14 protein-coding genes are annotated in these 15786 nt (G+C 45.5%); 2 read left to right on the forward strand and 12 right to left on the reverse strand.

Features of this window, described 5'->3' with window-relative positions:
- Positions 1 to 21: 21 nt before the first annotated feature.
- The 3 genes from rimM to ffh all read right to left on the reverse strand — a co-directional run bounded on the left by rimM (position 22) and on the right by ffh (position 2440).
- Entirely contained in the window at positions 22 to 570 is a 549-nt protein-coding gene (gene rimM, locus CAG69_RS00215) for a ribosome maturation factor RimM (protein WP_005379964.1), read from the reverse strand.
- 29 nt (positions 571 to 599) lie between these two features.
- On the reverse strand, positions 600 to 848 hold the full coding sequence (gene rpsP / locus CAG69_RS00220) for a 30S ribosomal protein S16 (protein ID WP_005379962.1): 249 nt from the start codon (positions 846 to 848) through the stop codon (positions 600 to 602).
- A 209-nt stretch (positions 849 to 1057) separates the two neighbouring features.
- On the reverse strand, positions 1058 to 2440 hold the full coding sequence (ffh, locus tag CAG69_RS00225; protein ID WP_005385423.1) for a signal recognition particle protein: 1383 nt from the start codon (positions 2438 to 2440) through the stop codon (positions 1058 to 1060).
- Between the two features lie 224 nt (positions 2441 to 2664).
- On the opposite strand from ffh, the gene CAG69_RS00230 reads away from it, so the two are divergent.
- Both CAG69_RS00230 and CAG69_RS00235 read left to right on the forward strand, forming a co-directional pair.
- Positions 2665 to 3459: a cytochrome C assembly family protein gene (locus CAG69_RS00230; RefSeq protein WP_047008980.1), complete on the forward strand. Its 795-nt coding sequence runs from the start codon at positions 2665 to 2667 to the stop codon at positions 3457 to 3459.
- Positions 3460 to 3583: 124 nt separating this feature from the next.
- Entirely contained in the window at positions 3584 to 4852 is a 1269-nt protein-coding gene (locus CAG69_RS00235; RefSeq protein ID WP_047008981.1) for an HlyC/CorC family transporter, read from the forward strand.
- A 103-nt stretch (positions 4853 to 4955) separates the two neighbouring features.
- Here CAG69_RS00235 and luxS read toward each other — a convergent pair whose 3' ends face one another.
- The 9 genes from luxS to CAG69_RS00280 form a co-directional block, all read right to left on the reverse strand.
- Positions 4956 to 5474, reverse strand: a complete 519-nt coding sequence (gene luxS / locus CAG69_RS00240; protein WP_048625973.1) for an S-ribosylhomocysteine lyase — start codon at positions 5472 to 5474, stop codon at positions 4956 to 4958.
- An 84-nt stretch (positions 5475 to 5558) separates the two neighbouring features.
- Positions 5559 to 6164: a transglycosylase SLT domain-containing protein gene (locus CAG69_RS00245; RefSeq protein WP_202600657.1), complete on the reverse strand. Its 606-nt coding sequence runs from the start codon at positions 6162 to 6164 to the stop codon at positions 5559 to 5561.
- 24 nt (positions 6165 to 6188) lie between these two features.
- The gene (gene gshA, locus CAG69_RS00250; protein ID WP_161442109.1) at positions 6189 to 7757 is read right to left on the reverse strand and encodes a glutamate--cysteine ligase; all 1569 of its coding nucleotides are present in this window, start codon (positions 7755 to 7757) and stop codon (positions 6189 to 6191) included.
- A gap of 156 nt (positions 7758 to 7913) precedes the next feature.
- Positions 7914 to 10757, reverse strand: a complete 2844-nt coding sequence (locus CAG69_RS00255) for a M16 family metallopeptidase (RefSeq protein ID WP_161442111.1) — start codon at positions 10755 to 10757, stop codon at positions 7914 to 7916.
- Between the two features lie 9 nt (positions 10758 to 10766).
- On the reverse strand, positions 10767 to 11228 hold the full coding sequence (locus tag CAG69_RS00260) for a YqaA family protein (protein ID WP_005396704.1): 462 nt from the start codon (positions 11226 to 11228) through the stop codon (positions 10767 to 10769).
- A complete protein-coding gene (locus CAG69_RS00265; protein ID WP_161442113.1) occupies positions 11222 to 12172 on the reverse strand; it encodes an NADP-dependent oxidoreductase in 951 nt (316 codons plus the stop codon). Before CAG69_RS00265 ends, CAG69_RS00260 begins: the two co-directional genes overlap by 7 nt.
- A gap of 123 nt (positions 12173 to 12295) precedes the next feature.
- Positions 12296 to 13426, reverse strand: a complete 1131-nt coding sequence (locus CAG69_RS00270; RefSeq protein WP_005396706.1) for a sodium ion-translocating decarboxylase subunit beta — start codon at positions 13424 to 13426, stop codon at positions 12296 to 12298.
- Positions 13427 to 13435: 9 nt separating this feature from the next.
- Entirely contained in the window at positions 13436 to 15220 is a 1785-nt protein-coding gene (gene oadA, locus CAG69_RS00275; RefSeq protein ID WP_161442115.1) for a sodium-extruding oxaloacetate decarboxylase subunit alpha, read from the reverse strand.
- A 31-nt stretch (positions 15221 to 15251) separates the two neighbouring features.
- Positions 15252 to 15509, reverse strand: a complete 258-nt coding sequence (locus tag CAG69_RS00280; protein ID WP_005379932.1) for an oxaloacetate decarboxylase subunit gamma — start codon at positions 15507 to 15509, stop codon at positions 15252 to 15254.
- Positions 15510 to 15786 lie beyond the last annotated feature (277 nt).

Consider the following 15786-nt stretch of genomic DNA (forward strand, 5'->3'; position numbering starts at 1 on the left):
CTCGCTCTGTAATTTTGGAGATTAGAATCCAGGATCCCAGTCAACTTCGATCCGTTGAGCTTCGCGATCAACATTAATGATCACTTGCTCTTCAAGGAACGGGATTAATCGTTCCTTCTGCCCGAAAGCATCTTTAAGATTTGCTTTAACAACCAGAACATCGTTTGAGCCAGTTTCTAGCATGTCAGTAACGACACCTAGATCGTAACCTTTAGTGGTTACAACTTGCATCCCAAACAATTCGCGCCAGTAGAACTCATCTTCTGACAATTCAGGAAGTACCGCAGGGTCAATAGCAATTTCAAAGTTCGTCATTAGATGCGCGTCTTCACGAACATCCATGCCTTCCAGCTTAGCCACCATACCTTTGTTATGGCGCTTCCAGCTTTCTACTTTGTACTCAACCCACTTACCCTTTTGGTTAATGTACCAAGGGCTGTAATCGAAAATGCTTTCAGCATTGTCTGTGTAGGAAAAAACCTTAAGCCAACCTCGAATGCCGTAAGTAGCACCAAACTTGCCTACAACAATCTTTTCGTTGCTCATTGTTTCTTTACCTTTCATCGACATAAACTAGTTTCTACTTTTCAAGTAAAAAATTAAGCCGCTTTTTGAGCGTCTTTAACTAGCTTAGCAACGCGGTCAGATACAGACGCGCCTTGACCAACCCAGTGGTTAACGCGGTCTAGGTCTAGACGTAGACCTTCTTCTTGGCCTTTAGCAGTTGGGTTAAAGAAACCAACTTTCTCGATGAAACGGCCAGTTGCAGCGTTGCGGCTGTCCGCTACTACGATTTGATAAAATGGACGCTTTTTAGCGCCGTGACGTGCCAAACGAATGGTTACCATGTCGTCCTCTTTGCTTTCTCAAAAATAAAATTAACCCCAAAAACCATTCAAGAAATTAAATAGTTTGGGGTCTCGTGCCAAAATAAAGCTCCGGAATTTTACTCTTCTCCCGGAGCAATGCAAGGAGTTTAGTTACTTTTTCACCAACATAAATTGAATTTAAAGTTTGTGACGTACCTAACACCCTGAATCTATGCGTGATCGATTAATTAACGACCAAATGGGTTGAAGCCACCGCCTCCACCCATGCCGCCCATCATGCCTTGCATGTTGCGCATCATGCCTTTCATGCCACCTTTTTGCATCTTTTTCATCATCTTCTGCATTTGGGTGAACTGTTTTAGTAAGCGGTTTACGTCTTGAACCTGCACACCAGAACCAGCCGCAATACGCTTCTTGCGCGAGCCTTTGATAATCTCTGGGCGTTGACGTTCTTTCATTGTCATGGAGCTGATGATCGCTTCCATCTGTTTGAACATCTTGTCATCGACTTTGTCTTTCACATTGTCTGGTAGCTGAGACATGCCTGGAAGCTTATCCATCATGCCCATCATGCCGCCCATGTTTTGCATCTGGCCTAGCTGTTCACGGAAATCTTCAAGGTCGAAACCTTTCTTCTCTTTGAACTTCTTCGCCAGCTTTTCTGCTTTTTCTTGGTCAACGTTGCGTTGTAGGTCTTCAATTAAAGACAGAACGTCACCCATACCAAGAATACGTGAAGCAACACGATCTGGATGGAACGGTTCTAGCGCGTCAGTTTTTTCACCGACACCCAAGAATTTGATTGGTTTGCCCGTTACATGGCGTACTGACAGTGCCGCACCACCACGAGCATCACCATCAACTTTAGTTAGAACCACACCGGTAAGAGGTAGCGCATCGCCAAAGGCTTTTGCTGTATTTGCTGCGTCTTGACCCGTCATAGCGTCAACAACAAATAGCGTTTCTACTGGGTTGATAGCTGCGTGAAGATCTTTGATCTCCCCCATCATCTCTTCATCAATCGCCAAGCGACCTGCGGTATCGACAATCAATACGTCGTAGAATTTTTTCTTCGCATGGTCAATCGCTGCATTGGCGATATCAATAGGCTTCTGGTCTGGTGATGAAGGGAAGAAGTCAACACCGATATCTGATGCCAGCGTTTCAAGCTGCTTGATTGCCGCAGGGCGGTAAACGTCGGCAGACACAACCAAGACTTTCTTCTTGTCACGTTCTTTTAAAAGCTTAGATAGCTTACCTACCGATGTGGTTTTACCCGCACCTTGTAGACCCGCCATCAGAAGCACAGCAGGTGGTTGAGCGGCAAGGTTTAGAGCCTCATTCGACTCACCCATTACGGCTTCAAGTTCTGTTTGAACGATCTTGATAAATTCCTGACCTGGAGTCAGAGATTTAGAAACTTCTACACCTACCGCTTTTTCTTTAACGCGGTTAACAAATTCACGAACAACCGGAAGCGCAACGTCAGCTTCAAGTAAGGCCATTCGTACTTCACGTAGGGTCTCTTTAATGTTGTCTTCGGTCAGACGACCTTTGCCACTGATATTTTTCAGCGTTTTGGATAATCGATCCGTTAAATTCTCAAACATCTTTGTCTCTTCGCTAAAATGGCGATTAATTAGTGTGAGTATACATTAGCCAAGGTCTGAGTCATACCCGTACCGCTGCTCTATTCTTGTCTCTATTTCTATATGGTGCGGTAACTTATTAATTTCAATATCTCATCTCTCACGATTGATGTCGGATATAACGTAGCCCCAAAGTGTAATGCAAGGTATAATTTCCTCATTGTGCACAATAATATTTAGGATTCATGGATAGCTTAATAGCCATCGCGGCCGCCATACTTTATGTTTTGGCGATTGCGACCATCATACCCGGACTCTCACAGCAGTCAGGAATCAAAGCAAAAACAGTCTTTGCTAGTGCTGCCTGTGCGCTTGTTTTTCATGCGTGGATTTTGAGTGATCTGATTTTTGATGGTGCAGGTCAAAACCTTAGCATTCTCAACGTAGCCTCTTTGATCAGTTTTATTATTTCTCTGGTCATGAGCCTTGCTATGTTGAAAAATCGGTTGTGGTTTTTATTGCCTGTCGTTTATAGCTTTGCTGCCATCAATTTATCTGCTGCCACATTTTTGCCAAGCACGTTTATCAAGCACCTAGAGAATGACCCTAAGCTACTCATTCACATTTCTTTTGCGCTGTTCTCATACGCAACTTTAACTATCGGTGCACTCTACGCACTTCAGCTGGCTTGGTTAGATCACAAACTGAAAACAAAAAAATCTTTGGCGATTAACCCAAACCTGCCGCCTTTATTAATGGTAGAGCGTCAGCTATTCAAAATCATTTTGATCGGTAACTTATTGTTAACTGGCACGCTCATTACTGGCTTTGTCTTTGTGCAGGATATGTTTGCTCAAGGTAAAGCGCATAAAGGCATTCTTTCTTTCATCGCTTGGATTGTGTACTCAATACTGCTTTGGGGTCATTATCAAAAAGGTTGGCGTGGTAGAAAAGTTACTTGGTTCGCTGTCGCAGGGGCAACGCTGTTAACTCTGGCGTATTTTGGCAGTCGCTTTGTGAAAGAAATCATCTTGAATTAAGGAGCTCTAGGGCTCCTATCCTTTATATTTTAGGCTAGATAAAATACAGTACGCCTTAACCCTTTGACTTAACGGACTTACTCAACCGTTATATAACCCAATACTTACAAGGAACAGCAACGTTTTGGACGACATCTCTACGGGTATCTTGTTTGCGCTACTCGCGTGTCTTATCGTCATATCAGGTTACTTTTCCGGCTCAGAAACAGGGATGATGTCTCTGAACCGTTATCGCTTAAAGCACTTAGCCAAAAATGGGCATAAAGGCGCTAAGCGAGTCGAAAAACTATTAGACCGTCCAGATCGTTTGATTGGTCTTATTCTTATCGGCAACAACCTCGTTAATATTCTCGCGTCCGCCATCGCGACCATTATTGGTATGCGTTTGTATGGTGATTTAGGTGTCGCTATCGCAACCGGTGCACTGACTATGGTTGTATTGGTTTTTGCTGAAGTTACCCCAAAAACAATTGCAGCGCTGTACCCTGAACGCGTGTCTTACGCGAGCAGTATCCTACTGACCATATTGATGAAGTTACTATCGCCTTTGGTGATGCTCGTTAACTTTATTACGAATGGCTTTATTCGTTTACTTGGCGTAAAAGCCGATCACTCAGTAGAAGACCATCTTAGTTCCGATGAGCTGCGTACCGTAGTAAACGAAGCTGGCGGATTGATCCCTCGCCGACACCAAGACATGTTGGTGTCTATTTTGGATCTTGAGCACGTCACTGTGAACGACATCATGGTGCCACGCAATGAGATTACCGGTATCGATATTAATGATGACTGGAAATCCATCGTTCGTCAGCTTACCCACTCACCACATGGACGCATTGTTTTTTATCGTGACCAAATTGATGAAGTGGTTGGCATGCTGCGCCTGCGTGAAGCTTACCGCCTGATGCTGGAAAAAAACGAGTTCAATAAAGAGACGCTATTACGTGCCGCGGATGAAGTCTATTACATCCCAGAAGGTACGCCACTGAACGTGCAAATGTTAAAGTTTCAACGCAACAAACAGCGTATTGGTCTGATTGTTGATGAGTATGGCGACATTATTGGCTTGGTGACATTGGAAGATATTCTGGAAGAGATCATTGGCGAATTCACGACCTCGATTTCTCCAAGCCTTTCTGATGAAATCAGTCCTCAAGGTGACGGAAGCTTCCTCATTGAAGGCAGCACCAATATCCGAGATATCAACAAAGGCCTGAAATGGGACTTACCAACGGATGGCCCAAGAACGTTAAACGGTCTTATTTTGGAGCACCTGGAAGATATTCCAGAGAGCCATTTAAGCGTGAGAGTGGCTGGTCATCCAATGGAGCTTGTTGAGATTGAAGAAAACCGCATCAAGCTCGTTCGTGTTTATCCTAAAAAGAAAAAATAGCCCCTATCTACAACTCACGATAAGAAATAAAAAGAAAAGAGCCTGATCATGTCAGGCTCTTTTTAGTTCTGGATAAATATGCTTCTTGATAAGTTTTTAGCAACTAGTCGATGCGCAGCTCTTTTAGCATCGATTCAGGCAAAGCAAGTTCATCATTTTTGTTCACCGATACACCAGCATCCAAAATGCTCTTCGCGATTTGTTGTGCTTCTTCTAAAGAGTGCATCGCTGCCGTACCACATTGGTATTCGTTGAGTTCAGGGATCTTGCTCTGGCTTTCTACCTTTAGCACGTCTTCCATGGCCGCAATCCAAGCATCCGCTACTTGCTGCTCTGATGGAGTGCCGATCAGGCTCATGTAAAAGCCGGTGCGGCAACCCATAGGCGAAATATCGATGATCTCAACAGAATCGCTGTTAAGATGATTGCGCATAAAGCCTGCATAAAGGTGCTCTAGTGTATGAATACCTTTTTCAGAAAGGATGTCTTTGTTTGGCGCGGTAAAGCGTAAATCGAAGACAGTAATCGTGTCCCCTTTTGGGGTCTGCATGGTCTTCGCCACTCGCACTGCCGGTGCATTCATGCGAGTGTGGTCCACGGTAAAACTATCGAGTAAAGGCATTACATCTCTCCTGATTGTAACTCCAATACCTCTCGGTACTGGATAAATGTCATTCATCCCTACAGCACATAAACAGGCTGTAGGTTAAAAGAACCAGCTGCTGTTGTCTTCCAATTCCTGACGACATTGCTTCAGCTGCCAGCCATAAGTTTTTGCAGTTTGTTCAACACGTCGAGCGACTTTGAGCAAACTGGGCTTTCGCTTATAAGTACCTCGCTTGTACCCACCTCGACCTTCATGATAAGCCAGATATTGACTGTATGGGTCCCATAACGAAATCCCTAGTTGGCGCCTCGTTTCGTGAGTATACCAACCGACAAACATCATTGAATCATCAAAGTTGGTACGAGAACCGCCCTGACCCGTCGCATCTTGGAAATCTTCCCAAGCAGGATCTTGAGCTTGAGCGTAACCATACGCACTGCTAACTCGTCCCCAAGGGATAAATCCCAATAAATAGTCTTTGGGTGGTTTCGCATCGTGCCGAAAGCTGCTTTCTTGTTTAATGATAGCCATAGCGACATGAATGGGGGTTCCCCACTTTTCTTCCATATCTTTGGCATCATCATACCAGCCGGATTTCTCTCGAAATATCTCACATAAATTATTCTGCTGCTTTGGCGGTGCCGTGGCACAACCTGCAAGTAACATGCTTCCGAGTATCGATACTACTAACGGTTTAATGTTCAATCCCACCCAACCTTTACCTATTCACTACTGCTTCAGATAAGCAAAGTAATCTTCCAAAAAATCATCAAAAGATAGCGTGTCACTTTGTTCCGCTTGCTTTTGCTTTTCTACTGACGACGCCACTTCCGTTTCCATCGTATCTTGTGAGTAGTACTGATAACCGTGAGCTAGATTTTCCTCGCGGTACTTCATGCCAAGCGCACAGCCGACTTTACCTAACCCACCAAGCTCTTTCGTCAGCTCTAAAAGTTGACCTGAAATCGTTAGTTCTGGGTTATCAATCCATGTCCCGAGTTTATTACACACATCTTGGTATGCACTGCCACCAGCAGCCATATCCATTTGCTGTGCTATCTGACGCAGCTCGACAAACACTCGATGCGCCCAATCTTGCAGAGATAGACGTTCACCTTGGCAACCAATTTGAAGCATTAGCCCTTTTTCACGACCAGAAACAATGACTTTGTTCCAGTTGTCGCGCCAACACTCTAATTCACAGTTGTCCATTGGATCCGAGTCTGACAAGGCCGCCCAAGTCAGGAAGAGATCAAGGAATCGTACTTGCTCTTCATCCAACCCCACTGCGCTGAATGGGTTAACGTCTAGAGAGCGAACTTCAATGTACTCAACCCCACCGCGTCGTAACGCATCTGAAGGTTTCTCACCACTTTTCGACACGCGTTTCGGGCGAATTGGAGCGTATAGCTCGTTCTCAATTTGTAAAATATTGGAATTAAGCTGGCGGTATTCACCGTCCACTTTGACGCCTATTTTCGCAAACTCTTCTGATGGGTGACGAATCGCATCGCTCAAACCATCCAGATACTGATCAATGCTGTTAAAGCCAATTTTCAGTACACTTTGCGCACTATTGGTGTAGCCCAGATCGCTCAAACGCAAAGACGTCGATTTCGGCAAATATAAAGTGCCGCCAATTTTTTCGAATGGCAGATCGGTTTCACGACCTTGAATAAAAGAGCCGCATAACGCTGGCGATGCACCGAAGAAATACGGAATCATCCAACCAAAACGGTAATAGTTACGGATCAGCGCAAAGTAGGCATCAGACTTAGCATCTTGGCGGGCTTGTTCATCTTGCTCGCCGTATAGCGCATCCCAAAATATCTCAGGGAACGAGAAGTTAAAATGCACACCTGAGATGATTTGCATCAGGCTGCCATAACGGCGTTTTAGGCCTTCTCGGTACAGGGTTTTCATTTTTGCTGCATTCGAAGAGCCGTACTGAGCAAGCTGAATATCCTCTTCCGAGCCAACATAACATGGCATAGAAAGAGGCCACATCTTTTCTTCACCCATTTTTGTCTGGGTGAAGTGATGGATATCTTTCAGTTGTGCCATCAGTTCTGGAATTTCATGTGACACAGGAGTAATGAACTCTAACAATGATTCAGAAAAATCAGTCGTGATCCATTGGTTTGTGAACGCTGAGCCTAACCCCTCTGGATGAGGTGTTGTTGCTAGATGTCCATCCTGACGATAGCGCAAAGTTTCTCGCTCAACACCGCGTCCAAACTGCTTAAATACTTCGGGGTTTGATGCAACTTTTTTTAGTCGCGCAGCAAAATCAGTCAAAATGAGGTTCGCTTATATTGGGAGCAGGACACTTATCACAAAGGACAAGCGTAAGCTAAGTTATTGATATTTAATGCATCTAGATAAATAACCCACGAAAAGTCGCTTATCTAGATGAATAGCGGAGAAACGTTTCTCCGCTATTAAATGTGTACTCTATCGAATGATTTCAAGCTCTTCTACGTCTTTCCCCAACTTTTCTAATTGAGGACGCAGTGATTTAGCATCACCAACGACGATAATTTGATAGTCATTTGGATCAAACCACTTTTGAGCCAGTGCATTCAAAGTCTGCTTATCGACTTTTTCTACGATAGCGTTTCTTTGCTGCAAGTAATCTTGATCGAGGTTGTACTTAAGAATATCACTGATGAGTTCCGCTTTTTGTGTTGGCGTTTCATATTTCAGTGCATCTTTTTGACCGACCGCTTGACGCATAAATTTCATCTCTTCATCAGTAATTCCTGACTGCGAGTATTCATTTAGCTCATTTTCCATCTCAATGATAGAAGCAACCGTTGCATCCGCTCGTACTTGCGCGGTGAAAACAACCGAGCCAGTTTCTGGATTTCCAGAGAAGTAGCCGTAAGCGCCGTATGTGTAACCCTTGTCTTCACGTAGGTTTTGGTTAATGCGGCTATTGAAGTTTCCAGCTAAGTTGAAGTTTGCCAGTTGGCTCAGGTAAAAATCGCCCGTTGCATCGTAAGGCATACCCTGACGAACCATCATGACCACACTTTGTGGTGCACCTGGTTTATCAACAAGATGGATCTTTTGCTCACCTAATGCAGCGATGCTTTGCGGTGCATACAATGGTGCAGCTTCATCCTGCCAGTTTTTCCAGAACGTCAGTTGCTGTTCAATTTCCTGTTGATCAATGTCACCAACAACGACGATTTGCGCACTTTGTGGCGTGTAATGCTTCGAGTAGAATTCACGGACATCATCCAACGTTAGTGCACTTACCCCTGCTTGCGTGCCGTCTTTTGGTCGAGCAAAGACAGAGTCCCCATAGAGCACCTGGCGAGTCGCTTGTGATGCCATCCAACTTGGGTTTTGATGCTCATACACAAGACCTTCTAGTGCTTGCATCTTCACACGCTCGAAGTCTGCTTGCTTAAATGCAGGAGACAGCAACATCTCTTCGACAATTTTCAACGTCGACTCTAAGTTCTTTTCTAAAGCAGAAACGCTGATGTTTGTTGTGTAGCCTGTTGCATTCACGGAGATGACACTACCTAGTTTATCGAGCTCAGCTTGAATCTCTTCGACACTACGTTTCGTTGTGCCTTCTTGCAACATCGCGGCGGTCAATTGGGCAAGACCTTCTTTGCCCTTTTCAACAAAACGTGTTCCCGCAGGTAAACTAAACTGCATCATGACCGTTGGTGTTTCATCGCTAACCGCGCCAAGCAACTCCGAGCCATTATTAAAATGAAGCTCGTACAACTCAGGCATCGTCGCTTTCACTGGCTCCCCTACAGGCGGTTGCACAGAGCGATCGAAGTTATCGGTCGCACGACGATACGCCAATTGATCATCAGTGATCTTCTCGTATTCTGGTAGCGTACGTTTTGGCGTCACAAAGGTCGCTGGTTTTACGACAAGGTCAGTTTTTCCTTTTGGTACCACGCTTAGGGTCACTTTGTTCTTACCTTGGATAAAATCCGTATACGCTTTTTCTACCGATGCAGGCGTCACTGTGCGGATCTGCTCAAGCTGTTGCTCAAGACGGTCTGGATCGCCGAAGAATGTCTCGTTGGATGCCAACTGCGTTACTTTGCCTTTAACACTTTCTAATGCAAAGATAGCATCCGCTTCCGCCTTACCCTTCAATTGTTCAAGGCGATCTTCTGTCACGCCTTTTTCAGCAAACTGATTGAGTGACTGTAAAAGCTCGTCGTACAGTTTTGATAGATCGCCTTTGTCCCCTGAATCACCCATTGCATAAACGTAAAAGTTACACGCCAGTTCTGCACAGTCATGGAATGAGCCCGCATCGACGGCTTTTTGAGTCTTGACTAAGTCTTGGTAGAGCACGCTGTTTGTACCGCCACCTAGCACTTCAGATAGCGTATCGAGAGACGCTTGGCTTTCTTCGCCGTTGTAAGTTGTTGGCCACGCGATCATCACCATCGGTTGTTGAATGCGATCTTCTAGAGTGATGTATTTGTCTTCTTGCAGTTTTGCAGGTTGTTTCGGCGCATTTTCAACCTCTGGCCCACGAGGAATCGAACCGAAGTACTTATTTACCCACTCAAGAGTTTGTTCAACGTCTAAGTCCCCACCGATAGTGATAGTCGCATTGTTTGGGCCATACCAACGTAAGAAAAACGCTTTGAGATCGTTCACATCAACACGATCAAGATCTTCAACATAACCAATAGTTTGCCACGAATACGGATGACCTTCAGGATATAACGCTTCAGACATACGCTCCCAAATTAAGCCATAAGGACGATTATCGTAACGCTGAGCTCGCTCATTTTTTACAGTTGAACGCTGAATTTCAAATTTGCGTTGAGAAACCGCATCCAGCAAAAAGCCCATACGGTCAGACTCTAACCACAGCATTTTCTCTAGCTGGTTAGCCGGGACAGTTTCAAAGTAGTTAGTACGATCACGGTTTGTCGTACCATTTAACGTACCGCCAGCCTCTGTAATGATTCTGAAGTGCTCTTGGTCACCAACGTTCTCTGAACCTTGGAACATCATGTGCTCAAAGAAATGCGCAAAACCAGACTTACCCACTTCTTCACGAGCCGAACCAACATGGTAAGTCACATCCACATGGACCAATGGGTCAGAATCTTCAGGAGCTAAGATCACCGTTAAGCCATTATCGAGTTTATACTTTTGGTACGGAATCTTAACTTTGCCTTCTTCCGCTTTCGATGACTCGACGAAAGTTACCCCTTTCGGCAGTGATGAAACTGGCGTATTTGATGCACAGCCCGTGATCACCAAAAGTGAACACGCGCCAACCCAAAACATCTTCATGTACTTTCCTTAAAATAATCCGAGATAGATGGCCGCAAGTAAGCTATACCTAGCAGCCTTTCCTAAAAATATTAAAATCACGCAAGGCAGAAACTTCATTCTCAGCCACCCTGCGGCTAAACACAGCGGGTCTCCAATCACAGGTAACCAGCTAAAAAACAATCCCCAATAGCCATACTTTGACAGCCACTTTAATGCGGTATGACCGTGCTTTTCTTCTTGCGCTTTGTTGGGAATCCACAAGCCAAGCCAATAATTTGTTAAGCCACCAAGCGTATTGCCGATAGTGGCGACCATAATAATTGACGAAACGGAATATTGATTTAATGAGAGAGTGGCAACTAAGCCCGCCTCAGAACCACCAGGTAACAAAGTGGCACTGAGAAAACCGGTCATGAAAAGCACCCATAATGCTGAATCTGAAAACCAAAGCGCTAAACTTTCAAAGCTCGTATTAAATGCTTCTAGCATGTCATATCAAGCAACACCTTGCCTCTGGTTCTTCCTGATTCAACTTGCTGGTGAGCAGCAATCACATCACTCATCGGATAAACCTGTTGAATTTCAGTCTTCAGTAAACCAACGCCAACCATGTACAACAAGGTATCTAATTGCGCTGGTTCTGGCTCAACCAACATGCCGTTAGCCTCAAAGCCTAGGAGTTTGGCTTTTTCACAAATCAGCTCAGCCGTGATGGTTGGGACGGTTATGACTCTCGCACCGTCTTTCAGGCATTTAAGCGCATCTAACGCGGCATCTCCACCTACTAAATCAATCAAAACATCAACGTCTTCAACACGTTCTGACACTGGTGCAAATTGATAGTTCACTGCGTGAGCGCCAAGGGTAGCCAGGTAGTCTAAATTTCGTTCACTACAGGTTGTAAAGACTTCCGCTTTAGTCGCGACCGCGATTTGTACCGCTAGGTGTCCAACGCCACCGGCTCCTGCGAGGATAAGTACGCGATCGTTTTCTGTCACATTGGCTTTGCTAAGTGCTTGTGCCGCAGTTTGGCCAGCCAACGGTAATGCTGCGGCAGCCTCTAAAGTAACTGAACTAGGAACATGACTTAACTCAGCTTCTGGAACACATACGTACTGACTGTACCCACCGCCTCGGACTGGGAAACCGATAAATCCAGCCACCTCATCACCATCATTAAAACGCGACGCCCCCTCTCCACTGGACACGACTTTTCCTGAGATGTCGTAACCTGGCACCCAAGGTAAATTATCTTTATTCTGCGCTGCTGCCCAACCGAGTCCGGCTCGAGTTTTAACATCAATAGGATTTACGCCTGAAAAAGCGACTTTTACTAAGACTTCACCAGGCTGTGGTGATGGTGTAGAAGCATGTTGAATCGCGAGTACGTTGGCATCACCAAATTCAGTGATAACGATCTGTTTGTGTTCCATAAACCATTCCCTGCAAGAAAACAAAAAGGGATGCGAAAGCATCCCTTTGACTATAAACCATTTTGTTAACCGAAGTTAATCGTGATTTTGTAAATTGGTTGATCATTCCATTTTCGGTAATGACTAGCCAACAAGCGCTAGCAAGATACCAGCGGCAACCGCTGATCCCAATACACCTGCAACGTTTGGTCCCATCGCATGCATCAACAAGAAGTTTTGCGGGTTAGCTTGTAAGCCGACCTTGTTCACCACACGCGCGGCCATTGGTACCGCAGAAACGCCAGCCGCACCGATAAGTGGGTTGATGTCTTCTTTTGAGAACTTGTTCAGCAACTTAGCCATTAGCACACCAGCACCCGTACCAATACTAAACGCAACCGCACCAAGCCCTAGAATGCCTAATGTTTCTAAGTTCAGGAATTGATCCGCTTGCAGCTTCGAGCCAACCCCTAAGCCCAAGAAGATCGTCACGATGTTGATCAGCTCATTTTGTGCGGTTTTCGATAGACGATCGACCACACCCGCTTCACGCATTAAGTTACCAAGACAGAACATACCGACAAGAGGCGTTGCTGAAGGTAGGAAAAGAATCGTCATGAGTAATACTGCCATCGGGAACAATACCTTTTCCCATTTACCCACGTGACGCAGTTGCGCCATTTGAATCTCACGTTCTTCCTTAGTGGTTAGCGCCTTCATGATTGGCGGCTGAATGATTGGCACTAAAGCCATGTAGCTGTACGCGGCTACAGCAATCGCACCAAGCAGGTCTGGTGATAACTTACTTGCTAAGAAAATCGCCGTTGGGCCATCCGCACCACCGATGATAGCGATAGACGATGCATCCGCCATGGAGAACTCCATGCCAGGTACATAGTTGAGCAAAATAGCGCCAAACAGTGTCGCAAAAATACCAAACTGAGCTGCCGCACCTAGCCACAACGTTTTTGGGTTTGCGATCAAAGCACCAAAGTCGGTCATCGCACCCACACCCATGAAGATCAACAACGGGAACACACCCGATTCAATCCCAATGTAGTAAACGTAGTAGAGCAAGCCGCCAGGCTCAGTAAAGCCAGCATTTGGAATATTCGCCAAGATAGCACCAAAACCAATCGGCAATAACAGTAAAGGTTCAAAGCCTTTTTTGATTGCCAAAAACAGCAAGGTACAACCAACCAGCATCATACAGATTTGGCCGAACTCGAAGTTAGCGATCCCTGTTTCTGCCCAAAGGGTTAACAATCCGTCCATGATACTCCCTTACGCCAGGCTCAACAGAGGCGCACCTACTGTGACAGCATCGCCTTCTTTAACGTTCAACTCTTGAACCACACCACCACGCGCCGCACGCACTTCTGTTTCCATCTTCATTGCTTCAAGAATCAGTAGTACATCGCCTTCAGCCACTTCAGCGCCAGGCTGAACATTCACTTTAAAGATGTTACCGGCAAGAGGAGCAGGCACCGCTTCAGCAGATACGCTAGAAGGAGCGCTAGGTGCCGTCGGTTTTGCAGGCGCCGTAGAAGGAGCGACAGAGGTTAGCTCGCCTTGAGGACCAACTTCCACCTCATACACCTGTCCGTCAACACGTACGCTATAAGTTTCTACGCCGCCAGTTGCTGGTTGCGCCGCAGGTACGGCAGGCTTCGCGGCTTCTAGCGTTGGTGCAGGTTCAAATGCTTCTGGGTTATCACGATTCTTAAGGAACTTGAGACCAACTTGAGGGAAAAGCGCATAAGTAAGTACATCATCAACACGCTCACTTGCTAGCTTAATACCTTCTGATTTCGCTTTCTCCATCAGATCAACAGTAAGCGTCTCCATTTCAGGCTCAAGCAAATCGGCAGGACGACACGTAATAGGCTCTTTGCCATCAAGTACTTTAGCTTGCAGCTCTGCATTTAACTCGGCTGGCGCTTGACCGTATTCGCCTTTCAATAGACCAGCGGTTTCCTTAGTAATGCTCTTATAGCGTTCGCCAGTAAGAACGTTAATCACCGCTTGCGTTCCGACGATCTGCGAAGTTGGAGTCACCAATGGAATGAAACCAAGATCTTCGCGAACACGAGGGATCTCTTCTAAGACTTCATCAATGCGATCCGCCGCGCCCTGTTCTTTCAACTGGCCTTCCATGTTAGTCAGCATGCCGCCAGGCACTTGAGCAATCAGGATGCGAGAGTCTACACCTTTCAACTGACCTTCCCACTTCGCGTACTTCTTACGTACTTCACGGAAATACGCGGCGATAGGTTCTAGTTGCTCGAGCTTCAAATTGGTATCTCGCTCGGTTCCTTCTAGCATCGCGACTACCGTTTCAGTCGGTGTGTGACCATAGGTACAACTCATTGAAGAAATCGCTGTATCGAGAATATCAATACCAGCTTCAACTGCTTTTACCGCTGTCGCAGTAGACAAGCCTGTCGTTGCGTGACAATGAAGTGCTAATGGCACATCACAAGACGCTTTGATACGCGTAATAAGCTCTTCCGCTTCATAAGGCTTAAGTAAGCCAGACATATCTTTGATACACAGTGAATGACAACCTAAATCCTCTAGGCGTTTTGCCAAGTCAACCCAAGTGTCTGCGTTATGCACAGGGCTTGTTGTGTAAGACAGCGTACCTTGAGCATGTGCGCCAACATCGACCGTTGCTTTAACGGCCTTCTGGAAGTTTCGCACGTCATTCATTGCATCAAAGATACGGAACACGTCCATACCGTTAGCATGCGCGCGTTCAACGAACTTCTCTACTACGTCGTCGGCATAATGGCGGTATCCTAAAAGGTTTTGACCACGCAGTAGCATTTGCATTGGTGTATTAGGCATCGCTTTTTTTAGTTCACGTAAACGTTCCCAAGGATCTTCCCCTAAGAATCGAATACAAGAATCAAACGTTGCGCCACCCCAAGTCTCTAGAGACCAGTAACCAACCTTATCCAACTCAGCTGCGATAGGCAGCATATCCTCAATACGCATACGCGTAGCAAATAGTGATTGATGGGCATCACGAAGGACCACATCTGTAATAGCTAGTGGTTTAGACATGCTCTTAAACTCCTTTTTAATCCTGGTTCGGCTACTTCGCGAATGAGGCGCGATGTTTATGAATCGCAGCCGAGATCGCCGCCACTACTTGTGGACTAACAGCTGAAGAGGTTGATTGAATATTAGTATTTGTTTTTGGTGCTGCGATCGGCTCTGGTACTTCTTCTGGTACCAATTTCGACATTAGCCGAACTAGATAAACAAGAATAGTGAGGAAAATAAATACGACCGCCATCCCCGTTAGCATCAGGGTGGCCGCATCTACTAGCAGGCTTCCTATATTAGTCATGTTGCTTCCTTTCTTTGTCATCCTGACAACGTGCAGGACTTTAATAGCGTCAAATCCCGACCAATGGATTATCTCGATTGGTTAAATTTTGTCAATTTTGTTTAAGGAAGGTTTGTAATAATCCTGATAAATGATTATTTATTCACTACCCAGATCACAGTTCATGACAAAATAATTACTGCGAATCTGCTATCTCCTTACGAACAGAGTAAAGGAGGACATAAATAAAAACTGCGATTTGGATTTCAAAACCAAATCGAGATTTACACATAAAAGC

This window comes from Vibrio sp. V43_P6S15P86 (assembly GCF_009904725.1).
Classification (GTDB): domain Bacteria; phylum Pseudomonadota; class Gammaproteobacteria; order Enterobacterales; family Vibrionaceae; genus Vibrio; species Vibrio diabolicus.

Excerpts from the sequence above, each read along its gene's own strand:
- rimM (WP_005379964.1), bottom strand. The coding sequence starts at position 570 with ATGTCGATGAAAGGTAAAGAAACAATGAGCAACGAAAAGATTGTTGTA.
- rpsP (WP_005379962.1), bottom strand. The coding sequence starts at position 848 with ATGGTAACCATTCGTTTGGCACGTCACGGCGCTAAAAAGCGTCCATTT.
- ffh (WP_005385423.1), bottom strand. The coding sequence starts at position 2,440 with ATGTTTGAGAATTTAACGGATCGATTATCCAAAACGCTGAAAAATATC.
- CAG69_RS00230 (WP_047008980.1), top strand. The coding sequence starts at position 2,665 with ATGGATAGCTTAATAGCCATCGCGGCCGCCATACTTTATGTTTTGGCG.
- luxS (WP_048625973.1), bottom strand. The coding sequence starts at position 5,474 with ATGCCTTTACTCGATAGTTTTACCGTGGACCACACTCGCATGAATGCA.
- CAG69_RS00255 (WP_161442111.1), bottom strand. The coding sequence starts at position 10,757 with ATGAAGATGTTTTGGGTTGGCGCGTGTTCACTTTTGGTGATCACGGGC.
- CAG69_RS00260 (WP_005396704.1), bottom strand. The coding sequence starts at position 11,228 with ATGCTAGAAGCATTTAATACGAGCTTTGAAAGTTTAGCGCTTTGGTTT.
- CAG69_RS00265 (WP_161442113.1), bottom strand. The coding sequence starts at position 12,172 with ATGGAACACAAACAGATCGTTATCACTGAATTTGGTGATGCCAACGTA.
- CAG69_RS00270 (WP_005396706.1), bottom strand. The coding sequence starts at position 13,426 with ATGGACGGATTGTTAACCCTTTGGGCAGAAACAGGGATCGCTAACTTC.
- oadA (WP_161442115.1), bottom strand. The coding sequence starts at position 15,220 with ATGTCTAAACCACTAGCTATTACAGATGTGGTCCTTCGTGATGCCCAT.
- CAG69_RS00280 (WP_005379932.1), bottom strand. The coding sequence starts at position 15,509 with ATGACTAATATAGGAAGCCTGCTAGTAGATGCGGCCACCCTGATGCTA.